We start from the raw sequence: 15,872 nt of genomic DNA, 5'->3' as shown, positions 1-15,872 counted from the left end.
TGATTTGCTACATGCTCGCCCAGAAAGGCGACCCGTCTGCTGACCAACAGACTGCAGTTCGTTCATAACGAGTTTGACCAATGGCTGTTGCCAGCCTCATGCCCGGTGCACAGGGCATTGTGATGGTAATACCACCATCGTAACCAAACAGGAGACGAAGACCTGTTCTGGTTAAATTGGAAAAGTGTTCTTTGCCCGTCCCGTGGCGGGCTTTTTTCCGGAGGTTTTTATGTCAGCTAACGATCTGGCATTGCGCTTCAGCAGCGCACCAGCAGAAGCATTAATCGGAGTTTTGCCTGTTCTGGAAGTAAAAGAAGCATTACGCGAAGAAGTTGAAAGCGATGTGATGGATGAAGTCTGGACTGAGCACAACTTTGAAATGGAAGCGATGGGCGAACAAGTTGATGAAACAGCCAGGCTCGCTCGTAAGTTTGAATGTGCAGCTGAAGCTCTTGGAACGGCGATCAAACTTGCTCTGACTCTCCCACATAATGAGGCAATGCAGGTTTTGAATGACGCCTTAAACGATAACCCAGGATACGGTCGCGAACCGGCAAAGGATGCATGATGGAGTTTGGAATGAAACGCGTGGTGGCATCTGTTCAGGTGGTTGCCATCCTCAACAGGATTTACAACGGCAGCCCTGTTTCCATCGCATCTATCAGTAAGGAATCAAAGCTGTCTGTTTCTTACCTCGAGCAGATTTTCTCGAAGCTGCGCAGTAGTGAAATCGTCACCAGCCAGCGTGGCGCTGGTGGCGGGTACCATCTTAGCAAAGCAAACCCCAGCGTGGCTGACGTCGTCCGCGCCGTTACTTACACGCCTGATTCATTCGAACCCGTGCTGAATGCTCTGGAGTGGGTCCCCGTCGCACAGCTGGCGCAGGGAAAATCCCCTACCCCATAAAGCACAAAACCCGCGCAAGGCGGGTTAAGTACCCGGTCAGCCGACCAAAGCTTTCCGGAACGAGTTTTGACCAATAACCACTACCTTAGGCGGCGATCATCAGCTGCCGGGTATCTTACAATCCAATGGAGCCCGAACGCAATGTTAACGTATGCGTATCTTATTAAAGCCAAAGCGAAAGCAACTGAGGCAAAAAACCTGTTTTGCTGGTTCTCTGCGAAATCAGATTCCCGTGCAGAACGCGAAATCCTCAATATTCTCGAAGACAATGGTATTGCCGTCGGTCGTGGTGCCGATTATCAATTACCAGTTCGCACCAACTGGTTTGTTGTTGACGGTCTTCCTGAGGAAAGCACACTCGATGACACATGGTGCGATCGTTACGAACTGGCAGAAGACCAGCAAACGTGGCAACTGAAACAGAAGCCTGATAATGAAAATCAGGAGACTTGCAGCCAGCAAAAACCTGAAACTACCAGTGCCAATGTACCCACCAGCGATGCACAAGAGTTGCTCCGCCCAATATCTCGCCTGCGCCTGTCTCAGCGACTGATTGCGCACCTGGTCAATGACACTGAAGAGAAGGAAATCAGTGAAGCGCAGCACATCCAGATCGGACAAATGGAACTGGACGAAAATGATCTCTATGTGCAAAACCTGTTACAGGCCGTTGCGAATGTGCCAGCGGTGAAAGAGCTTTCTGCTCATGTCGAGTGGAAGCTGGCAAGCGCTGTAAAAGAAGTCTTTGCCCGTGAGCAGGTCTATACCGTTGCTTCATTTGAGCAATTTATTACCGAATGGATTGCAGAACCAGAAACGCGGGCTCTTATAGTTCAGGAGTGGGTTAATGATAAGAAGGCACGAGTTGTGGGTGATGAACAATCCACTCCTCCTGTAACGCCAGAGCTTATTACCGTTGCGACTCTGCCGCTACGCCAGCGCCTCTTAGCTCAGTTTATTTCTGAAGAATATGCTTACCATATTGATACTGAGCAGAAGAAAACCATTCAGGAACTCGAGCTGGATGTGGATAACAGCTATGTGCAAAACCTGCTACTTGCCGCAGAGAATGTAGAACCATTCAGGAAAGCGCCAGAGATCGATATCTGGAAGATTGTCAGTGCGCTGAAAACCGTTTTTCCGGTTGATGGAAAACGGGTTGATCTGGTCACCGTTATCCAGTTCTTTAAGGCCTGGTTCAATACTGGGCACATTGACCGTGGGCTGCTGGTTAAAGAGTGGTGTAAAGGCAATCATGTGTCGCAGATTCAGCGCACTGACTCCGGAACCAACGCTGGTGGAGGCAATAAGACCGATCGCAACCCGGAACTTGCCCACACGCTGGATACTCTGGACATTGATATTGCGCTGGCCACACTTCCAATGGATTTCAACATCTACGATATTCCTGGTGGCGTTTTCCGTCGTGCAAAAGAGATCATTTCTAAAAACGAAAGCCCGTTCAAGGAGTGGTCCGCCGCCCTGCGCAAACGCGCTGGCATCCTGGATTATTCCCGCGCCGCTATTTTCGCGCTTATTCGTAGTGCAGAAGAAAACACTCACCATTTCCCGGAACTGCTGAGCCGTTACATCAACAAAAACCTGACTGAAACCGACCACCAGCACCCAACTGAAGAAACCCTGGCGGCAGCCGGTCACGTACCAGAAAAAAGCTGGGAAAACGAGATTAAAGAGAAGTCCACAGCTGAACAGAAGGCAATAGCCGAACAACCAGAAATCGCCAACATGGGCAACGGTGTTTTCTCCATTGATGGCCTGATGGGTAACCAGCCGGCGCCAGCGCTTTCTGTCGTAGACCAGGTACGCCAGCGCGCCGTCGAAGAAAAATTACATCCAGCCAATACCGAGGAAACCACCAGCGATGTGCAGATGGAAAAAACTGACGACAGCGAAATCAAAGCTAATGCTGAAGTGCCTCAGGGCGAAGTAGCTGCTTTGCCAGTTGAAAGCACTGATGCAACTGGTGAGCCTCCAGCTTCCCTGAATAATGAACCCGTTCACCATATAGATACGGATCACCTGAACGCTTTTTATACTCACCTGATGGTTGATTTGGAAACTATGGGCAGCGGTCCGGATGCACCAATAGTCTCTATCGGCGCCGTATATTTTGATCCTTCAACTGGTAACACTGGTGCCGAATTTTACCAGGTTGTCAGTCTTGAATCATCGATGTCGTTTGGCATGAAACCGGATGCGTCAACAATTCAGTGGTGGTTGAAACAATCATCTGAAGCCCGTTCTGCAATTCTGGTTGATGAGGCCATGGGACTGCGTGAAACCCTTGAACTACTGGCTGACTTTATTGCTGAAAATGCTGCTAACGGTAGTCACACCGTTCAGTTGTGGGGTAATGGATGCTCGTTTGATAACGTTATTCTCCGCCGCGCGTATACGTTAACAGAAACTCCTTTTGCTGTTCCGTTCTGGAATGACAGGGACGTAAGGACCATGGTTGAACTGGGTAAATCTGTCGGCATCAACCCACGCTTCGACATCCCGTTTGAAGGCGACATGCACAATGCGCTTTCTGACGCCCGGCATCAGGTCAAATACGTATCTGCAATCTGGCAGCGCCTGACAAAAAACTGATTTTAGGTTTTCACTTACAGCCAGTTGCAGCATGTACTGTTGTGGCTGGCGGCATCGGAGTTATGTATGTCGCAACTCATTTTCAGCGAAGAGTGGATGGTTGAAGCGCGACTAACAGAAAAGACCGGCTTGTCTGAAAGACAAATTAAAAGTTATCGGTTGAATTTGTGGATCGAAGGAGTGCATTTCAAACATCTGACAGCTCTCGGCGAAACTGACAATTCTAAAGGTCTGCTTTGGTACAACTATCCAAAGATTAACCAATTAGTACAGGAAGCATGATGGACTTTCCAACCGGCGTTGAGCTGCATAATGGAAAAATACGGATCACTTTTACCTATCGCGGCAGACGTTGCCGCGAAGTCCTTCGGGGCTGGACGGTGAACAGCAGCAACATCAAAAAAGCTGGAAATCTTCGCGCGCTCATCACAAGTGAAATACAGCTCGGTAAGTTCGACTATGCGGAACGTTTCCCGGAATCCAAAGCGCTTAAGAAGTTCATCACAACCAAAAAAATCACCACGTTTAAAGAGCTGAGTGATTTTTTTATAGACACCAAAGCCTTAGAAGTATCTGGTGCAACACTGCTATCGCTTACTTCGGTCGTAAATACGTTACTACGTGTAATCGGAGAAAATACCCGTCTGGTAGATATTGAGCATGCCGACATTTTGCATTACCGAAAGGAGTTATTGACCGGGACAATTATTAACCCGGCAATGCCAAATCTGGCCAGGCAGGGTCGCGCGCCCTCAACAGTCAATAAACAGATGGCAGTTTTATCAGAAATGCTTAAGCTCGCAAACCGAAGCCAGTTTATATTGCACGCTCCTTATGAAGGCGTGTCGCGACTCAAGTTATCTAAAAATGATCCCGACCCACTTTTACTTCATGAGTATCAGGCACTGATAGCCGCCCTTCCCCGTAGCCAGGCATTAATCATCATTGTTGCCGTACATACGGGGATGAGGCCAGGCGAGATATGCGCCCTGGCATGGGAAGATATTGATTTGGCAAAAGGTGAAATCCACGTATCCAGAAGTTTGACGAATAAGCGAGTATTTGTACCTCCTAAGACAGATGCCGGAATAAGGACAATAACGTTGCTTAGACCTGCTCTGGATGCGCTGAAGGAACAATACGAGATCACCGGTACTAATCCAAAGCAAGAAATTCGCTTTCACCATCGGGAGATCGGAAAAACTGAGCAGCAATCTCTTCGCTTCGTTTTTTCACCGACAGCATATTCGTCAAAGAAAGGCAGTTTCTTTTCCAAAAACTCGATTGCCTATGGCTGGAAGCGAGGTACTAAACTTGCCAATATCCGCGAAAGGAATCCTTATCAGTCACGGCATACCTATGCCTGCTGGACGTTGATGGCCGGAGCGAACCCGTCATTCATAGCGAGTCAGATGGGACATGAAGATGCGCGAATGGTGTACGAGGTTTACTCCAAGTGGATTGGCGACATGAACCAGGATCAGGTCAACATGCTGAACAATCAGATGCCAACAGCACTGCCCCCAGGACGCCCCCACGGGCGAGGGAACATGAAAAAAGTTATTTAATTTCATAGCGCTGCTTACAATATACATAATCAGCGTTAAACTATTCGTACCATGAATTTAGGGAGAAACAATGATGCGCGTGCTGGTTGTTGAGGATAATGCATTATTACGCCACCACCTTAAGGTTCAGCTACATGACTTAGGCCATCAGGTGGATGATGCAGAAGATGCAAAGGAAGCAGACTATTTTCTTAATGAACACCTGCCGGATATTGCGATCGTCGATTTAGGGCTCCCCGATGAAGACGGACTGTCACTGATCCGCCGCTGGCGCAGTAATGACGTTTCATTGCCCATTCTGGTATTAACCGCCCGTGAAGGCTGGCAGGACAAAGTGGAAGTGCTCAGCGCCGGTGCAGATGATTACGTCACAAAACCGTTTCACATTGAAGAAGTGGCTGCAAGAATGCAGGCACTGATGCGCCGCAATAGTGGTCTGGCCTCGCAGATAATCTCGCTTCCGCCATTTCAGGTGGACCTTTCTCGCCGCGAACTGTCCGTGAACGATGAAGTGATCAAACTCACGGCGTTCGAATACACCATTATGGAAACGCTGATCCGTAATAGCGGCAAAGTCGTTAGTAAAGATTCGCTTATGTTACAGCTCTACCCGGATGCTGAACTGCGAGAAAGTCACACCATTGATGTCTTAATGGGACGTCTGCGCAAAAAAATTCAGGCGCAATATCCGGACGATGTGATCACCACGGTACGTGGACAGGGTTATCTTTTTGAACTGCGCTGATGAATAAATTACTGCGTCATTTTTTCCCGTTATCACTGCGGGTGCGCTTTTTGCTGGCAACCGCAGGCGTTGTACTGGTCCTCTCGCTGGCTTACGGCATGGTGGCTTTGGTTGGCTACAGCGTCAGCTTTGATAAAACAACATTTCGTCTGCTGCGTGGCGAAAGTAATCTGTTCTATACACTGGCCAAATGGGAAAACGGCAAAATCAATGTCGAGCTACCTGAAAATCTCGATATGCAAAGCCCCACAATGTCGCTGATTTATAATGAAAACGGCAAACTGCTCTGGGCCCAACGCGACGTTCCCTGGCTGGTACAACGTATTCAACCAGACTGGCTAAAGACAAATGGTTTTCATGAGATTGAAGCCAATGTCGACGCCACCAGCACATTGCTACGCGAAGATCATTCGGCGCAACAGAAGCTAAGAGAAGTCAGAGAAGATGACGATAACGCAGAAATGACCCACTCCGTGGCAGTGAACATCTACCCTGCCACCGCCAGAATGCCACAACTGACCATTGTGGTTGTTGATACCATTCCTATTGAGCTCAAACGCTCATATATGGTCTGGAGCTGGTTTATTTATGTGCTGGTTGCCAATTTGCTGTTGGTTATCCCGCTGCTGTGGGTCGCAGCCTGGTGGAGTCTGAGACCAATCGAATCACTGGCGCGCGAAGTCCGTGAGCTTGAAGAGCATCATCGCGAGATGCTTAATCCTGCCACCACGCGTGAACTCACTAGTCTGGTGCGCAACCTCAACCGCTTATTAAAGAGCGAACGTGAGCGCTACGATAAATACCGCACCACGTTAACGGATCTCACCCACAGCCTGAAAACACCGTTGGCCGTGTTGCAAAGCACGCTACGTTCGATGCGTAATGAGAAAATGAGCGTGAGCGATGCTGAACCCGTCATGCTGGAGCAAATCAGCCGTATTTCTCAGCAAATTGGCTATTATCTGCATCGTGCCAGCATGCGCGGTAGTAGCGCCCTTCTCAGCCGGGAATTGCATCCGGTTGCACCGTTGCTGGATAAACTGACCTCTGCATTAAACAAGGTGTACCAGCGTAAAGGGGTTAACATTAATCTCGATATTTCGCCTGAGACAAGCTTTGTGGGTGAACAGAACGATTTCGTCGAAGTACTGGGCAACGTCCTGGATAACGCCTGTAAATATTGTCTGGAATTTGTCGAGATCTCAGCGCAATTAACGGAAGATCATCTGCACATTGTGGTAGAGGATGACGGCCCCGGTATTCCACGCAGTAAACGTGAAGTGGTGTTCGACCGTGGTCAGCGTGTGGATACCTTACGCCCCGGGCAAGGTGTGGGCCTGGCCGTCGCACGTGAGATCACCGAGCAATATGACGGGCAGATTATCGCTGGCGACAGTCTGCTGGGCGGAGCGCGCATGGAAGTTATTTTCGGCCGCCAACATCCTGGACAAAAAGACGAGTAATCTTTACATGTAATAAATATGTACTGACTTCACGCTTGCGGTTAAGTATCCGTTATAATCGGTTGCAGATACCAGCCTGCGGGATGCTCATTATGGAATACCAACTCACTCTTAACTGGCCCGATTTTCTTGAACGTCACTGGCAAAAACGCCCGGTGGTCTTAAAACGCGGCTTTAATAACTTTATTGATCCACTCTCCCCTGACGAACTGGCTGGGCTGGCAATGGAAAGCGAAGTCGACAGCCGGTTGGTCAGCCACCAGGATGGCAAATGGCAGGTTAGCCACGGTCCTTTCGAGAGCTATGACCATCTTGGTGAAAACAACTGGTCACTGCTGGTCCAGGCCGTAAACCACTGGCACGAACCTACCGCAGCGCTGATGCGGCCATTCCGTGAATTGCCGGACTGGCGCATTGACGATTTGATGATCTCATTTTCTGTACCCGGCGGCGGCGTTGGCCCGCATCTGGATCAATATGATGTGTTCATCATCCAGGGAACCGGTCGCCGTCGCTGGCGTGTGGGTGAAAAACTGCCGTTGAAGCAGCATTGTCCGCACCCTGACCTGCTCCAGGTCGATCCGTTTGAAGCCATCATTGATGAAGAGCTGGAGCCAGGCGATATTCTGTATATTCCACCTGGATTCCCGCACGAAGGCTACGCATTGGAAAACGCGATGAATTACTCGGTAGGTTTCCGCGCACCGAATACCCGGGAGCTGATTAGCGGATTTGCTGATTACGTTCTGCAACGCGAACTGGGTAGCACGTACTACAGCGATCCCGATCTGCCACCGCGCGACCATCCGGCAGACGTGCTGCCACAGGAAATGGACAAGCTGCGCGAAATGATGTTGGGGCTCATTAACCAGCCGGAGCATTTTAAACAGTGGTTTGGCGAGTTTATCTCTCAGTCGCGTCATGAACTGGACGTTGCTCCGCCTGAGCCGCCTTATCAGCCTGATGAAATCTATGATGCCCTGAAACAAGGCGATGTCCTGGTCCGTCTGGGTGGGTTGCGCGTACTGCGCATTGGCGATGACGTTTATGTAAATGGTGAGAAAATTGACTCACCGCACCGTCCGGCGCTGGACGCACTCGCCAGCCATATTGCGCTGACAGCGGAAAACTTTGAGGATGCACTGGAAGATCCGTCTTTCCTCGCCATGCTTGCCGCACTGGTGAATAGCGGATACTGGTTCTTCGAAGGATAAACTATTGAGAGTGCGCCGGATGGCGCTTCGCTTATCCGGCCTACAAATATCGTATCCCGTAGGCCGGATAAGCGAAGCGCCATCCGGCATCCACCGACAAAAGCGGCTACTGTTTCGCCGTCAATTCCGCAATACGCACAATCACCTGTACGGCTTTTTCCATGCCTTCCAGTGTCACAAACTCATGCTTACCATGATAGTTATAGCCACCGGTGAACAGATTTGGGCAAGGTAATCCCATGAACGACAGTTGCGCGCCGTCGGTGCCGCCACGAATGGGTTTAAGATCCGGCTCAATGTCACAATCACGCATTGCCTGCTGGGCGATATCCAGCACATGCGGATGCTCGATCACTTTCTCGCGCATATTGTAGTAACTGTCTTCAATCACCAGCTCGATATAGCAGTCCGGATGTAACCCTTTACCGACCTTTTTGGCGATATCCATGATTTTGCGTTTACGCGCTTCAAACTGCTTACGGTCAAAATCGCGGATAATGTAGTGCATATCAGCCCGATCAACCGTCCCTTTCATGCTTGCCAGATGGTAAAAACCTTCATAGCCTTCCGTCGCTTCCGGGCTTTCATCGGCAGGAACTTCGGCATGGATGCGAGCCGCCAGCGACAGTGCGTTCACCATCACCCCTTTTGCCGTACCCGGATGCACATTGTTACCGACGATCTTGATATTGACCGACGCTGCGTTGAAGTTTTCAAACTCCAGTTCACCCACACCGCCACCGTCGACGGTATAGGCCCACTTCGCGTCAAATGCTGCAACGTCGAAATGTTTCGCGCCTTTACCGACCTCTTCATCTGGCGTAAAGGCCACGCGGATATCACCGTGTGGAATATCTTTTTGTATCAACACGGCCAGTGCGGTCATAATTTCCGCAATACCGGCTTTATCATCCGCACCCAGCAGCGTTTTGCCGTCTGTGGTGATCAACGTCTGGCCCAGAAGTTGATGCAGCACCGGGAACATTACCGGCGACAGAACCTCATCGCCAATACCGAGCGCAATATCGCCGCCACGGTAATTTTCAACGATTTGCGGATTGACGTTTTTGCCACTGAAATCCGGTGAGGTATCCACATGGGAAATAAAACCGATAGCGGGAATATTGCCGGCAACGTTTGCGGGCAACGTTGCCATCAACGTCCCCTTGTCGCTCAAGGTAATATTGACCAGCCCCATCTCTTCGAGTTGCTGCTTGAGCAACTGCAATAACTTCCACTGTCCTTCAGTGCTGGGTACCTGCCGCACGCCCGATTTTGATTGGGTGTCCAGCGACACGTAGTGTAAAAAACGCTCAAGTAGTTTATCCATGCAGTCACCCTCACTTTTTGTGACAACATTATCAATAAGCAACAAAAGACAAATATTGCGTCAGGTCACTTTTATCCCCGCAAGTGAGAATATTTCGCCATGACATCCTTCTGAATATAAAGCTAAGTCAGTAATTCGCAACAAGGATTGGCGATTACAACGCTTTGCCGTAGAATAACGGCCCTCATTAAGAGTCATCAAGGTGGTTAACCACAAACCCCGCATCGGTCAGCCATCCGTTGCGTTTACATGGGACAGAGTAAAAAATTGAATAAACAACCGCGTTCGCTTTCTCCACTGGTGCAACTAGCGGGAATTCGCAAGAGTTTCGATGGCAAAGAGGTGATTTCCAACCTGGATTTGACCATCAATAATGGCGAATTTCTCACGCTACTTGGCCCCTCTGGCTGCGGTAAAACAACCGTTCTTCGCCTGATTGCCGGTCTGGAAACGGTTGATTCCGGTCATATTATGCTGGACAACCAGGACATCACTCACGTTCCTGCGGAAAACCGCTACGTGAATACCGTATTCCAAAGTTATGCCCTATTCCCCCACATGACCGTTTTTGAAAATGTGGCCTTTGGTTTACGCATGCAAAAAACCCCCGCAGCCGATATTCCTCCGCGCGTCACCGAAGCCCTGCGCATGGTGCAACTGGAAGAGTTCGCTCAGCGAAAACCGCATCAACTCTCCGGTGGCCAACAGCAACGCGTGGCGATTGCCCGTGCAGTGGTCAATAAACCGCGTTTGCTTCTGCTGGATGAATCTCTCTCTGCGCTGGACTATAAACTGCGTAAGCAGATGCAGAACGAACTGAAAGCGTTACAGCGTAAACTCGGTATCACTTTTGTTTTTGTCACCCACGATCAGGAAGAAGCACTGACAATGTCAGACCGTATTGTGGTCATGCGTGATGGCAAAATTGAGCAGGATGGCACACCGCGAGAAATCTACGAAGAACCGAAGAATCTGTTCGTCGCCGGGTTCATCGGTGAAATCAATATGTTTAACGCGACGGTCATTGAACGTCTGGACGAACAGCGTGTCCGTGCTAACGTTGAAGGTCGCGAGTGTAATATTTACGTGAACTTCGCGGTAGTCCCCGGACAGAAGCTACACGTACTGTTGCGTCCGGAAGATCTGCGTGTTGACGAGATCAACGACGATAATCATATTGAAGGACTTATCGGTTACGTGCGTGAACGTAACTATAAAGGCATGACGCTGGAGTCAGTTGTTGAACTGGAAAACGGCAAGATGGTAATGGTCAGCGAATTCTTCAACGAAGACGATCCTGACTTCGACCACTCGCTCGACCAGAAAATGGCGATTAACTGGGTAGAAAGCTGGGAGGTCGTACTGGCTGATGAAGAACACAAGTAAATTCCAGAGTGTGGTGATCGTCACCATTGTCGGTTGGCTTGTGTTGTTTGTCTTTCTGCCCAACCTGATGATCATCGGCACCAGCTTTTTGACCCGTGACGACGCTAATTTCGTCAAAATGGTCTTTACGCTGGAAAACTATGCTCGCCTGCTCGATCCGCTCTATTTTGAGGTGCTGGTTCACTCCCTCAATATGGCGCTGATTGCCACACTCGCCTGCCTGGTACTCGGCTATCCGTTTGCCTGGTTTTTGGTAAAGCTGCCGGAGAAAGTGCGTCCACTGCTGCTCTTCCTCCTGATTGTTCCGTTCTGGACCAACTCGCTTATTCGCATCTACGGACTCAAAATTTTCCTCAGTACCAAAGGCTATCTCAACGAGTTTCTACTCTGGCTCGGCGTGATTGATACGCCCATTCGCATTATGTTTACCCCCAGCGCGGTAATTATTGGCCTGGTGTATATCCTGCTGCCATTTATGGTGATGCCGCTCTACTCCAGCATTGAGAAACTGGATAAACCGTTACTCGAAGCTGCGCGCGATCTGGGTGCCAGCAAACTTCAGACCTTCACCCGCATTATTATCCCGCTGACAATGCCGGGAATTATTGCCGGATGTTTACTGGTTATGCTGCCAGCCATGGGGCTGTTTTACGTATCCGACCTGATGGGCGGCGCGAAAAACCTGCTGATTGGTAATGTGATTAAAGTGCAGTTCCTGAACATCCGCGACTGGCCGTTTGGGGCCGCCACCAGTATTACCCTGACCATCGTCATGGGGCTGATGCTGCTGATCTACTGGCGCGCTTCCCGCTTGCTGAACAAGAAGGTGGAACTCGAATGATCGGTCGACTGCTTCGCGGCGGTTTTATGACCGCTATCTACGCGTACCTGTACATTCCAATCATCATTTTGATTGTGAACTCCTTTAACAGCTCGCGCTTTGGCATTAACTGGCAAGGCTTTACCACCAAATGGTACGGCCTGCTGATGAACAACGACAGTTTGCTGCAGGCGGCACAGCACTCACTGACGATGGCCGTGCTCTCCGCGACCTTTGCCACACTGATCGGTTCACTGACTGCGGTCGCTCTGTATCGTTACCGTTTTCGTGGCAAGCCATTTGTCAGCGGCATGTTGTTTGTGGTGATGATGTCGCCGGATATCGTGATGGCAATTTCGCTGCTGGTGCTGTTTATGCTGATTGGCATTCAGTTGGGCTTCTGGTCGTTGCTGTTTTCGCATATTACCTTCTGCCTGCCTTTTGTGGTGGTGACGGTCTACTCACGTTTGAAAGGCTTTGACGTACGTATGCTTGAAGCAGCAAAAGACCTGGGTGCCAGTGAAGTGACTATTCTGCGCAAAATCATTCTGCCATTGGCCATGCCTGCGGTAGCTGCGGGTTGGTTGCTGAGCTTTACGCTGTCGATGGATGATGTCGTGGTTTCGTCCTTCGTCACCGGACCCGGCTATGAAATTTTGCCATTAAAAATCTACTCAATGGTTAAAGTCGGCGTATCACCAGAAGTGAACGCACTGGCAACCATTTTGTTGGTTCTGTCGCTGGTTATGGTGATCGCCAGCCAGCTTATTGCACGTGATAAAACCAAGGGCCGTTGAGGCCCTTCATTCAGGGGACGTTAAATGAAAAAATGGTCACGCCACCTGCTCGCGGCGGGTGCTCTGGCACTGGGCATGAGCGCCGCTCACGCTGATGATAACAACACGCTGTATTTCTATAACTGGACCGAGTACGTGCCGCCTGGGCTACTGGAACAGTTCACTAAAGAGACCGGGATCAAGGTCATCTATTCGACCTACGAGTCGAATGAGACCATGTACGCCAAGCTCAAAACCTACAAAGACGGTGCGTACGATCTGGTGGTGCCTTCCACCTATTACGTCGACAAAATGCGCAAGGAAGGCATGATCCAAAAGATCGATAAGTCGAAGTTAACCAACTTCCACAACCTCGATCCGGAAATGCTCAATAAGCCGTTTGACCCGAACAACGACTACTCAATCCCGTATATCTGGGGTGCGACAGCCATTGGTATTAACAGTGATGCCATTGATCCCAAAACCGTGACCAGCTGGGCTGACCTGTGGAAACCGGAATACAAAGGCAGCCTGCTGTTAACGGATGATGCCCGCGAAGTATTCCAGATGGCGCTGCGCAAGCTGGGATACTCCGGGAATACCACCGACCCGAAAGAGATTGAAGCCGCGTATAACGAGCTCAAGAAGCTAATGCCTAACGTTGCAGCCTTCAACTCCGATAACCCGGCTAATCCGTATATGGAAGGCGAAGTTAATCTGGGGATGGTGTGGAACGGTTCTGCGTTCGTGGCCCGTCAGGCGGGTACACCGCTGGAAGTCGTCTGGCCGAAAGAAGGGGGTATTTTCTGGATGGACAGCCTGTCTATTCCGGCAAATGCTAAAAACAAAGAAGGTGCGCTGAAGCTAATTAACTTCCTGTTGCGCCCGGATGTGGCGAAAGAAGTCGCGGAAACCATTGGTTACCCGACGCCAAACCTGGCGGCACGTAAGCTGTTAAGCCCGGAAGTGGCGAACGATAAAACGCTCTACCCGGATGCAGAAATCATCAATAAGGGGGAATGGCAGAACGATGTCGGTTCCGCCAGCGCTATCTATGAAGAGTATTATCAGAAGCTGAAAGCAGGACGCTAATTGCCCTCCTCGTAGGCCGGATAAGACGCGCCAGCGTCGCATCCGGCGTATCGTCACTGCCCGATGGCGCGACGCTTATCGGGCCTACGCCATCCGTGCTCACAGCCCTTTTAATAACTTCTCAACAAACTCAGGCACCACCTGGCTTGCCGGGCCGTAATACTTCTCTTCAAACTCGCTACCCACCTGGCTTGGCTCAAGATTTAACTCCACCGTATGCGCTCCATGCAGACGCGCTTCGTGGACAAACCCCGCAGCCGGATAAACATGTCCTGACGTGCCAATGGCAATGAAAACATCTGCCATCGCCAGTGCCATATAAATTTCATCCATCCCCAGAGGCATTTCACCAAACCAGACAACGTGCGGTCGCAGTGGCGCTGGGAACTGGCAGCAATGGCATTTGTCTTCCGGCGTGACGTCCCCTGTCCAGTCTAAAATCTGCCCGCTTTGCGAACAGCGAACCTTAAGGAGCTCGCCGTGCATATGGATAACGTTCTGGCTACCCGCACGTTCGTGCAGATTATCGATATTTTGCGTTACCAGTAGAAAGCGATCACCCAGCTCGGCTTCGAGTTTTGCCAACGCGATATGCGCCGCGTTTGGCTGAATTTCGGGCTGCTGCAACTGGTGACGACGGGCGTTATAAAATGACTGAACCAATCCAGGATTACGGCTAAATCCTTCCGGCGTTGCCACATCCTCAACCCGATGTTCTTCCCAAAGACCATCTGCAGCACGGAAAGTACGAATCCCTGATTCAGCAGAAATCCCCGCACCAGTCAGGACTAATACCCTTGGTTTTTCCACCAGCTCAGGCACCACTCTGTCTCTGAAAAAGATCCGTTGACGCAGGCGATCGCGCAAATGGCGTTTATTTTTACGAAAACGGCTTAATCGATGACCCCGACGCGACAGCATAACAACCTCTTTGTATTAATCGGTAAGATGTAGGAAAGCGGCTCCGCGCATCCCACCCGCATCACCGTGTCGTGCCTGCTCAATACGCGGCACACGGGCAACGGGCAGCAAATGACGTGGCAGTCGATCCGCCAGTTGCGTCGTAATAGCGGTAAAGTTCGACAAGCCACCGCCAATCACCACTAAATCTGGATCGACGATAGTCAGGATATTACCCAGGCAAACGGCCAGCAAATCCAGATAACGCTCTACATGCGCACGCGCATGCTCATCGCCTTGCTCCCAGAGGGCGATAATTTCACGGGCATCCAGAGGTTGATGGTAGTAATGCTGGTACAACCATGCAAATCCGCCACCGGAAAGATAGCTTTCGATGCACCCCAGTTGACCACATCCGCATCGACGCAGTGGGAAATCAAATCCCATCAACGTCAACGCATCAACAGGCAAACGGATATGGCCGAACTCGCCGGTAATATAGCTACGTCCAGTGATAGACTTTCCGTTAAGCACCAGGCCACCACCGACACCAGTGCCGAGGATTAAGCCCATGACTAACGGATACTGGGTGAACTCATCGTCCCAGGCTTCGGAGAGTGCAAAACAGTTGGCATCATTATCCAGACGCACATCGCGATCCAGTCGTGCGCTGAGATCGGCCCGCAGCGGTTTGCCACTGGCGGCAGGAACGTTAGCCGCATACAGCGTGCCGTCTTCGGTCTCGGGCATGCCCGGAATACCAATCCCTACTGACCCCTTAACGCCAAAGCGCTGGTCCGCCTCTGTCACCAGAGCGCACACCGCATCAAGGAAAGCGTCATAGCTGTCGCGTGGCGTAGGGACACGTTTCTCCCACTGCAACCGACGGTGATTATCGAAGACGCCTAACGCAATTTTTGTTCCGCCAATGTCAAACCCGTAATACATCACCGCTCCTTGATACACGTCTTCCTTCAGGCTGCCTCTGCGTTGGCTGCACCCTCACACCCCGTCACATCGTTGTTTATGCGTCTGGTGATTTTCGGGCTTGCCGCCTTG

15 protein-coding genes are annotated in these 15,872 nt (G+C 50.5%); 12 read left to right on the top strand and 3 right to left on the bottom strand.

Annotated elements, in window-relative coordinates; translation table 11 throughout:
- Positions 1 to 229: 229 nt before the first annotated feature.
- The 8 genes from QMN38_RS01375 (at position 230) to roxA (ending at position 8,509) form a co-directional block, all read left to right on the top strand.
- Complete coding sequence (locus QMN38_RS01375) at positions 230 to 568, top strand: hypothetical protein (RefSeq protein WP_135107954.1); 339 nt, start codon at positions 230 to 232, stop codon at positions 566 to 568.
- A gap of 11 nt (positions 569 to 579) precedes the next feature.
- Positions 580 to 906, top strand: a complete 327-nt coding sequence (locus QMN38_RS01370; protein ID WP_323604321.1) for an RrF2 family transcriptional regulator — start codon at positions 580 to 582, stop codon at positions 904 to 906.
- Between the two features lie 141 nt (positions 907 to 1,047).
- Positions 1,048 to 3,519 carry a 3'-5' exonuclease gene (locus QMN38_RS01365; protein WP_323604320.1) on the top strand — a complete coding sequence of 824 codons (2,472 nt, stop codon included), beginning with the start codon at positions 1,048 to 1,050 and terminating at the stop codon, positions 3,517 to 3,519.
- A gap of 66 nt (positions 3,520 to 3,585) precedes the next feature.
- Positions 3,586 to 3,801 (top strand): excisionase family protein, encoded by a 216-nt coding sequence (xisR, locus tag QMN38_RS01360; RefSeq protein WP_003832298.1) that lies wholly within the window; start codon positions 3,586 to 3,588, stop codon positions 3,799 to 3,801.
- A complete protein-coding gene (locus QMN38_RS01355) occupies positions 3,801 to 5,087 on the top strand; it encodes a site-specific integrase (RefSeq protein ID WP_323604576.1) in 1,287 nt (428 codons plus the stop codon). The genes xisR and QMN38_RS01355 overlap by 1 nt, the downstream gene beginning before the upstream one ends.
- Before the next feature lie 73 nt (positions 5,088 to 5,160).
- Positions 5,161 to 5,832, top strand: coding sequence for a two-component system response regulator PhoP (gene phoP / locus QMN38_RS01350; protein ID WP_323604575.1), 672 nt, complete (start codon positions 5,161 to 5,163; stop codon positions 5,830 to 5,832).
- Complete coding sequence (phoQ, locus tag QMN38_RS01345; protein ID WP_271440871.1) at positions 5,832 to 7,295, top strand: two-component system sensor histidine kinase PhoQ; 1,464 nt, start codon at positions 5,832 to 5,834, stop codon at positions 7,293 to 7,295. Before phoP ends, phoQ begins: the two co-directional genes overlap by 1 nt.
- 92 nt (positions 7,296 to 7,387) lie before the next feature.
- Entirely contained in the window at positions 7,388 to 8,509 is a 1,122-nt protein-coding gene (gene roxA, locus QMN38_RS01340; protein WP_323604319.1) for a [50S ribosomal protein L16]-arginine 3-hydroxylase, read from the top strand.
- Between the two features lie 106 nt (positions 8,510 to 8,615).
- Here the strand turns inward: roxA and pepT are convergent, their stop codons facing one another.
- Positions 8,616 to 9,839 carry a peptidase T gene (gene pepT / locus QMN38_RS01335; RefSeq protein ID WP_137382942.1) on the bottom strand — a complete coding sequence of 408 codons (1,224 nt, stop codon included), beginning with the start codon at positions 9,837 to 9,839 and terminating at the stop codon, positions 8,616 to 8,618.
- Between the two features lie 249 nt (positions 9,840 to 10,088).
- Here pepT and potA point away from each other — a divergent pair, with 249 nt between their 5' ends.
- From potA to potD, 4 genes are read left to right on the top strand one after another with little or no spacing between them, the layout of a single operon-like run.
- Positions 10,089 to 11,225, top strand: coding sequence for a spermidine/putrescine ABC transporter ATP-binding protein PotA (gene potA, locus QMN38_RS01330; protein ID WP_202038886.1), 1,137 nt, complete (start codon positions 10,089 to 10,091; stop codon positions 11,223 to 11,225).
- A complete protein-coding gene (gene potB / locus QMN38_RS01325) occupies positions 11,209 to 12,066 on the top strand; it encodes a spermidine/putrescine ABC transporter permease PotB (RefSeq protein ID WP_137382944.1) in 858 nt (285 codons plus the stop codon). Before potA ends, potB begins: the two co-directional genes overlap by 17 nt.
- On the top strand, positions 12,063 to 12,842 hold the full coding sequence (potC, locus tag QMN38_RS01320) for a spermidine/putrescine ABC transporter permease PotC (RefSeq protein WP_003030794.1): 780 nt from the start codon (positions 12,063 to 12,065) through the stop codon (positions 12,840 to 12,842). Before potB ends, potC begins: the two co-directional genes overlap by 4 nt.
- Positions 12,843 to 12,866: 24 nt before the next feature.
- Entirely contained in the window at positions 12,867 to 13,913 is a 1,047-nt protein-coding gene (gene potD / locus QMN38_RS01315) for a spermidine/putrescine ABC transporter substrate-binding protein PotD (RefSeq protein ID WP_323604318.1), read from the top strand.
- Between the two features lie 99 nt (positions 13,914 to 14,012).
- On the opposite strand, the gene cobB is transcribed toward potD, so the two are convergent.
- Together cobB and nagK are read right to left on the bottom strand one after the other, a co-directional pair.
- Positions 14,013 to 14,834, bottom strand: coding sequence for a Sir2 family NAD+-dependent deacetylase (gene cobB / locus QMN38_RS01310; protein WP_040231971.1), 822 nt, complete (start codon positions 14,832 to 14,834; stop codon positions 14,013 to 14,015).
- A 15-nt stretch (positions 14,835 to 14,849) separates the two neighbouring features.
- The gene (gene nagK / locus QMN38_RS01305) at positions 14,850 to 15,761 is read right to left on the bottom strand and encodes an N-acetylglucosamine kinase (RefSeq protein ID WP_137382946.1); all 912 of its coding nucleotides are present in this window, start codon (positions 15,759 to 15,761) and stop codon (positions 14,850 to 14,852) included.
- Positions 15,762 to 15,872: the final 111 nt, after the last annotated feature.

This window comes from Citrobacter sp. R-1.5.2, from assembly GCF_035064245.1.
Taxonomy (GTDB): domain Bacteria; phylum Pseudomonadota; class Gammaproteobacteria; order Enterobacterales; family Enterobacteriaceae; genus Citrobacter.
This window is presented reverse-complemented; position numbering and strand designations above follow the sequence as displayed.

Coding starts and splice junctions, on each gene's coding strand:
- QMN38_RS01370 (WP_323604321.1), top strand. CDS start 580: ATGAAACGCGTGGTGGCATCTGTTCAGGTGGTTGCCATCCTCAACAGG.
- potA (WP_202038886.1), top strand. CDS start 10,089: ATGGGACAGAGTAAAAAATTGAATAAACAACCGCGTTCGCTTTCTCCA.
- xisR (WP_003832298.1), top strand. CDS start 3,586: ATGTCGCAACTCATTTTCAGCGAAGAGTGGATGGTTGAAGCGCGACTA.
- QMN38_RS01375 (WP_135107954.1), top strand. CDS start 230: ATGTCAGCTAACGATCTGGCATTGCGCTTCAGCAGCGCACCAGCAGAA.
- roxA (WP_323604319.1), top strand. CDS start 7,388: ATGGAATACCAACTCACTCTTAACTGGCCCGATTTTCTTGAACGTCAC.
- QMN38_RS01355 (WP_323604576.1), top strand. CDS start 3,801: ATGGACTTTCCAACCGGCGTTGAGCTGCATAATGGAAAAATACGGATC.
- potC (WP_003030794.1), top strand. CDS start 12,063: ATGATCGGTCGACTGCTTCGCGGCGGTTTTATGACCGCTATCTACGCG.
- nagK (WP_137382946.1), bottom strand. CDS start 15,761: ATGTATTACGGGTTTGACATTGGCGGAACAAAAATTGCGTTAGGCGTC.
- pepT (WP_137382942.1), bottom strand. CDS start 9,839: ATGGATAAACTACTTGAGCGTTTTTTACACTACGTGTCGCTGGACACC.
- cobB (WP_040231971.1), bottom strand. CDS start 14,834: ATGCTGTCGCGTCGGGGTCATCGATTAAGCCGTTTTCGTAAAAATAAA.
- potB (WP_137382944.1), top strand. CDS start 11,209: ATGAAGAACACAAGTAAATTCCAGAGTGTGGTGATCGTCACCATTGTC.
- phoP (WP_323604575.1), top strand. CDS start 5,161: ATGCGCGTGCTGGTTGTTGAGGATAATGCATTATTACGCCACCACCTT.
- phoQ (WP_271440871.1), top strand. CDS start 5,832: ATGAATAAATTACTGCGTCATTTTTTCCCGTTATCACTGCGGGTGCGC.
- potD (WP_323604318.1), top strand. CDS start 12,867: ATGAAAAAATGGTCACGCCACCTGCTCGCGGCGGGTGCTCTGGCACTG.
- QMN38_RS01365 (WP_323604320.1), top strand. CDS start 1,048: ATGTTAACGTATGCGTATCTTATTAAAGCCAAAGCGAAAGCAACTGAG.